Raw genomic sequence first — 2,120 nt, 5'->3', positions numbered from 1 at the left:
CCTCAGCAACGCGGGCGACCAGCAAGCAGCCCGGGCGCTCGCCCACGAACTGCACGAACGGTGGCAGCGGGTCCTCGGTCCCGACCACCCCGACACCCTCACCGCGGCGTCCTCGCTGACCGTCGCACTGATCTACCTGGGCGAACACGAGCAGGCCCACGTCGTCGGAGAAGACGCGCTGCCCCGCGCCCGCCGGGTCCTCGGGCCCGACCACCCCGTCACCCTGCGTTTGGCGGGCTCAAAGATCACCCTGACCACGCTTGGACCGACCGTTGGGCTTGAATCGCCGGGCACCGAGCAGGTGGACGCCCCGGGCGAGGACACCCTGCAGCGGCTGCTGCGAACCCAAGGCCCCGACCACCCCGGCTGTAAATGGTCGAATTATGTGGCGCAGTCTGATCGCGCTCTTTGGCGCAATCGAGGTTCGGGCAGCGTTCGCTCCGCTGCCTTGCAGGTCCGTGAGCTGCGAAAACAGGGAGGCAACCGGTCGACTACGCCAGATAATTCGACCAAACTACGCCAAATAGTTAGATCAAAGTGCGCCAGATACTGCGACAAGTGACAGGTCTGCTCGGCGGCGGCCTCGGTGACGTAGTGCGCCAGCACGGCGGGGGGCGTCGGCAGCGGGGGGAACCGCCGGCGCCCGGTCCAGCCGGCGAACCGGTCCCAGTCCGAGCGGTACGCCTTCTTCGTCGCCGCGGCGGTGGAGGCCTCGACCGCGTCCAGCACCCGCGCCAGGGCCTCCGCCGGCAACTGCTGTTCATGATCAACCGCGGGCACCGGCAGGACAAGGGCGGCGGCGGTCCGGTCAGCCAGCCGCCGCAGTTGTTCACTCGGCAGTGCCCCGCCACCAGCCGGCGGCGTCGGTGCGAGGGCCGTGGTCAGGGCAGCTCGGGGACCGGCCGTGACCTCGTGGCTAACACCGCCGGCCGCGTCCGCGGGAGCCGGTTCGGGGCGGTCGATCGAGTCGCTCTCCCCCACCGCGCACCTCCGTCCGCCTCGGTCGCCGCTGCTCACCGCGGGTCGATCTCACGGTAGGGGTCCGGCGGAAAGATCTTGGGGAGGATCGCCGGAGCTGGGGGTTGTCAGTTACAGGTGCTGTTGGGTTACCTCCGATAACCGTTGGTTATACGAGTTGGGCTCCGCGGCCGGGGTGACGCCTGAAAGCGTCGATCGCGCCTCCACCGATCCGGTAGCCAGGATCGAGGCGCTTTGTCACGTGACGCGGGGGGCGGCCGGCGAAGCGCCTCAACGCCCCCATGTCGGCAACCGTCAACCGGGCAGGGCCGACGTCGCACGTCAGCACGTTGGCCCAAAGGTCCGAAGGCGTCCCTTCGTCGGCGGCATCGCGAACCCGCCTGCACGGCGCGGTCCCCCTTACTAGGCCGCGGCGTCCAGCGATGGCCGGGGAGTTGGCGATCCAGCTCCCCGATGACGGCGCGATGATGCTTGGCGATCGCCTCGTCGAACGAGGGCGTGCAACAAGAAGGACCTAGAAAGCTCGATCCGGCGAAGCCGGAATTTTGAGTCAGGTTTGACTTTCTGGGACCGGTTCTGGCGGCGTAGCGTTTAATGTCGCTCGCTCCACAGCGCAACGACAGCGCACCTGACCTGGCACCGACGCACTTCGCGTCATGGTCACCATTCATCGGCGTAGCGAGTAATAACGGTCGGCCCACCTGACCGCGGGTCCCTGCGTGACTGCGTGAGCCTGCCCTTGAATCGGCAGTCGTCGACGGCACGCCTTGTCGGGCTGGGGCGAAGCCCCGTTAGTGATAGAGGCCATCCGAATGGCCTACGGCGCCCGCGATATCCCCGTGCCCACACGGGGAATGATCGGAACACGGGGACGTGAGTGGGCCAAAGGTCCTGCGCCAGCGGGAATTCCGGCCCTACGCGCAACACCGGACACGGGTGTGCATTTACCTGGGCTGGGTTGGGCACTATGTGAGCGACTTTGCGGTGGGGTCAGCAACCTAGGAGACCTGCTGAATAGTGCGAAATCGGCACTTCGCGCAGGGCTGTGAACTGCGACTTTAGGGTTCTCGTTCGCCAGAACTGGTCGTTGTTCATTGTCTCCTAGGACGTAAGACGGCACGGCCGGGAAGGGGTTCATTCGA

At 66.9% G+C, this 2,120-nt stretch carries 1 protein-coding gene and 1 pseudogene; one reads left to right on the top strand and one right to left on the bottom strand.

Going from position 1 to position 2,120, the window contains the following annotated elements:
- Positions 1-49: 49 nt before the first annotated feature.
- Positions 50-133: pseudogene (locus VIM19_02535) on the top strand (hypothetical protein).
- Positions 134-381: 248 nt separating this feature from the next.
- Here VIM19_02535 and VIM19_02530 read toward each other — a convergent pair.
- On the bottom strand, positions 382-981 hold the full coding sequence (locus VIM19_02530) for a hypothetical protein (protein ID HEY5183787.1): 600 nt from the start codon (positions 979-981) through the stop codon (positions 382-384).
- Positions 982-2,120 lie beyond the last annotated feature (1,139 nt).

It is taken from the genome of Actinomycetes bacterium (assembly GCA_036510875.1).
GTDB lineage: Bacteria > Actinomycetota > Actinomycetes > Prado026 > Prado026 > DATCDE01.
The sequence above is the reverse complement of the archived record's forward strand: the minus strand, read 5'-3'. Positions and strand labels throughout refer to the sequence as shown.